Annotated in this window: 2 protein-coding genes and 1 pseudogene; all 3 read left to right on the top strand. The window is 66.7% G+C overall.

What is annotated here, in order from left to right:
- On the top strand, window positions 1-548 hold a 548-nt coding region (locus tag NKF06_RS20105; RefSeq protein WP_253246409.1), incomplete at its 5' end, for a nucleotide exchange factor GrpE.
- Between the two features lie 133 nt (window positions 549-681).
- Complete coding sequence (locus tag NKF06_RS20100; protein WP_172795787.1) at window positions 682-1,452, top strand: alpha/beta hydrolase; 771 nt, start codon at window positions 682-684, stop codon at window positions 1,450-1,452.
- 190 nt (window positions 1,453-1,642) lie between these two features.
- A pseudogene (gene dnaK, locus NKF06_RS20095) lies at window positions 1,643-3,428 on the top strand (molecular chaperone DnaK); the annotation flags it as partial.

Here is a 3,428-nt window from a genome sequence, read left to right as displayed (position 1 = left end):
CTGACGCGACGGGCGACGGGCCGACCGTCGCCGACCGCGTCGCCGAGTACGACGACGACCTCGCGGCCGAGGTCGCGGCGCTCGAAGCCCGCGTCGCCGACCTCGAAGCCGAGCGCAACGAGGCCGAAGCGACGGCCGAGGAACTCCAGTCTCGTCTCAAGCGCACACAGGCCGACTTCCAGAACTACAAGAAGCGCGCGAAGAAGCGACAGGACCAGATCAAAGAGCGCGCCACCGAGGACTTCGTCGAGCGCGTCGTCACCGTCCGCGACAACCTCGTCCGCGCGCTCGACCAGGACGAGGACGCCGACATCCGCGGCGGCCTCGAATCGACACTCAAGGAGTTCGACCGCATCCTCGAAGACGAGAACGTCGAGATTATCGACCCCGAACCGGGGACCGACGTGGACCCGAACCGCCACGAGGTGATGATGCGCGTCGACAGCGACGAGCCGGCGGACACCGTCGCCGACGTGTTCCAGCCCGGTTACGAGATGGCCGACAAGGTCATCCGCGCCGCGCAGATCACGGTCAGTAAGGGCGAATAGCGCGCGAGCGACACGGCCGTCTCCCCGCGACCGGCCACGGTGGGCTGACGCGCCACCGACCCGGGGAGGACTTTTGTTCTCACCTCGCAATCAGTACGGCATGCGACTTCGTTCCCGTCGGCGGCGGCCCACCGTGCGCGTCACCCAACACGGCGCCCCCGGCGACGACGACCTGCTTTTCGTCCTCGGGTGGGGCAACAAGCCGGGTCACCGGAGCGTCGAGTGGCTCCTCGACCGCCTCACCTACGAGGGCTACCACGTCCACGCTGTCGAACTTCCGACGAACGGCTGGGAGTTCGACAGCCAGTACGTGAACCCGGTGCGGGCGTACGCGGTCGACCGCGACATCGACCTCGTGCTCAGCCACAGCACCGGCGGCCTCGTCGCCGCCCACCTCGACCTCGCGGTCCGGAACGTCTTTTTGAGCCCGTGGTGGGGGACCGCGACCGCCGGTCTCGATGGCCTGCTGCTCCCCGTCGTCAGGCGGTTGCCGACGACGCGCCCGCTCGTCCCGTCCGGTATCTCCCGCGAGGACCTCGGCGAACTGAAACTCGCCGCCGAACTGGCCGACGGGCCGGCCAACGCCTCGCCCGCGTTCCTCCGCATGATTTACGGGGCACAGGAGTCGCTGCCGCCGTTCAACCCTGACGACGTGGTGTTCGTCTCGCTGTCGGACCGGGTCGTGGACGTTCGCGCCATCGGCGACCGAACCCCGTCTGCGAACCTCGTCCCGTACGACGGGGGCCACGAGTTCTTCGCCAGCGAGGGCAGAGAGCGGACGCTCTCGGTGGTGCTCGACGCCCTCGACGGAGCGGACCCGTCGTCGCTCCGACTCGGCGGTGCGGACGCGCCCGACTTCGACGACTCGGTCGACGGGACGGAGCGACCGCAGTCGATGGACTGAGACGCCGTCGCCCTCGACCGCGACTCTGGCGAATCCGTCGTCGGCGACGCGGTCGGCGGTTCTACATAAATCGACCGACCTGTTTCGACGCGAGAACTCAAAATCGCAAGACGGCGTCGACCTCGACTCGCGCCGTGTGTCGCAGTATCTAGTAACCTTTAACCGGCAAAAGACGGTATTTGCGGGCAAGATGGCGAGCAACAAGATTCTGGGTATCGACCTCGGCACCACGAACAGCGCGTTCGCGGTGATGGAGGGCGGCGACCCGGAGATTATCGTGAACGCAGAAGGCGACCGAACCACCCCCTCCGTCGTCGCGTTCACCGACGACGGTGAGCGGTTGGTCGGCAAGCCGGCGAAGAACCAGGCCATCCAGAACCCCGAGCGCACGATTCGGTCCATCAAGCGCCACATGGGCGAGGACGGCTACACCGTCGACATCGAGGGCGAGGAGTACACGCCGGAGCAGATCTCGGCGATGATCCTCCAGAAGATCAAGCGCGACGCCGAGGACTACCTCGGCGACGAACTGAAGAAGGCCGTCATCACCGTCCCCGCGTACTTCAACGACAAACAGCGTCAGGCGACGAAGGACGCCGGCGAAATCGCGGGTCTCGAAGTCGAGCGAATCGTCAACGAGCCGACCGCGGCCTCCATGGCCTACGGCCTCGACGACGAGTCGAACCAGACCGTGCTCGTCTACGACCTCGGCGGCGGCACCTTCGACGTGTCCGTCCTCGACCTCGGCGGCGGCGTCTACGAAGTGGTCGCCACGAACGGGGACAACGACCTCGGCGGCGACGACTGGGACGAGGCCATCATCGACTGGCTCGCCACCGAGTTCAAGAACGACCACGGCATCGACCTCCGCGAGGACCGACAGGCCCTCCAGCGCCTCAAGGATGCGGCCGAGGAAGCCAAAATCGAACTCTCCTCGCGCAAGGAGACGACCATCAACCTCCCGTTCATCACGGCGACGGACTCCGGTCCGGTCCACCTCGAATACGACCTGACCCGCGCGAAGTTCGAGTCCCTCACGTCCGACCTCATCGACCGCACGGTCGAGCCGACCGAGCAGGCGCTCGAAGACGCCGGCTACGACAAGGGCGACATCGACGACGTCATCCTCGTCGGCGGCTCCACCCGGATGCCGCAGGTCCTCGACAAGGTCGAAGAACTGCTCGGCTCCGAGCCGAAGAAGTCGGTCAACCCCGACGAGGCCGTCGCGCTCGGCGCGGCCATCCAGGGTGGCGTTCTCGGCGGCGAGGTCGACGACATCGTCCTCCTCGACGTGACGCCGCTGTCGCTCGGTATCGAGGTCAAAGGCGGCCTCTTCGAGCGTCTCATCGAGAAGAACACGACGATTCCGACCGAGGAGTCGAAGATATTCACCACCGCGGCCGACAACCAGACGACGGTGCAGGTCCGCGTTTTCCAGGGCGAACGCGAGATGGCCGAGGACAACGAACTCCTCGGCGAATTCACGCTCTCCGGCATCCCGCCGGCCCCCGCGGGCACCCCGCAGATCGAAGTCGGCTTCAACATCGACGAGAACGGCATCGTCAACGTCTCCGCCGAGGACAAAGGCTCCGGCAACGCCGAGTCCATCACCATCGAGGGCGGCGCGGGTCTCTCCGACGACGAGATCGACCGCATGCAGCAGGAGGCCGAACAGCACGCCGAAGAGGACAAAGAACGCCGCCGCGCCGTCGAGGCTCGCAACGAGGCCGAGGGCGCGGTCCAGCGCGCCGAGACGCTCCTCGAAGAGAACGAGGAGAACGTCGACGACGAACTCCGCGCCGACATCGAGGCGGCCATCGAGGACGTCGAAGCGGTCCTCGAAGACGACGACGCCTCCACGGACGAACTCGAAGACGTGACCGAGGACCTCTCGAAGGAACTGCAGGAGATCGGCAAGCGCATGTACCAACAGCAGGCAGCAGGCCGGCGGTGCCGGCGGCGCTGGCGCTGGTGCG

This window comes from Haloferax sp. AB510, from assembly GCF_024136985.1.
In the GTDB taxonomy this organism is placed as follows: Archaea; Halobacteriota; Halobacteria; order Halobacteriales; family Haloferacaceae; genus Haloferax.
This window is presented reverse-complemented; position numbering and strand designations above follow the sequence as displayed.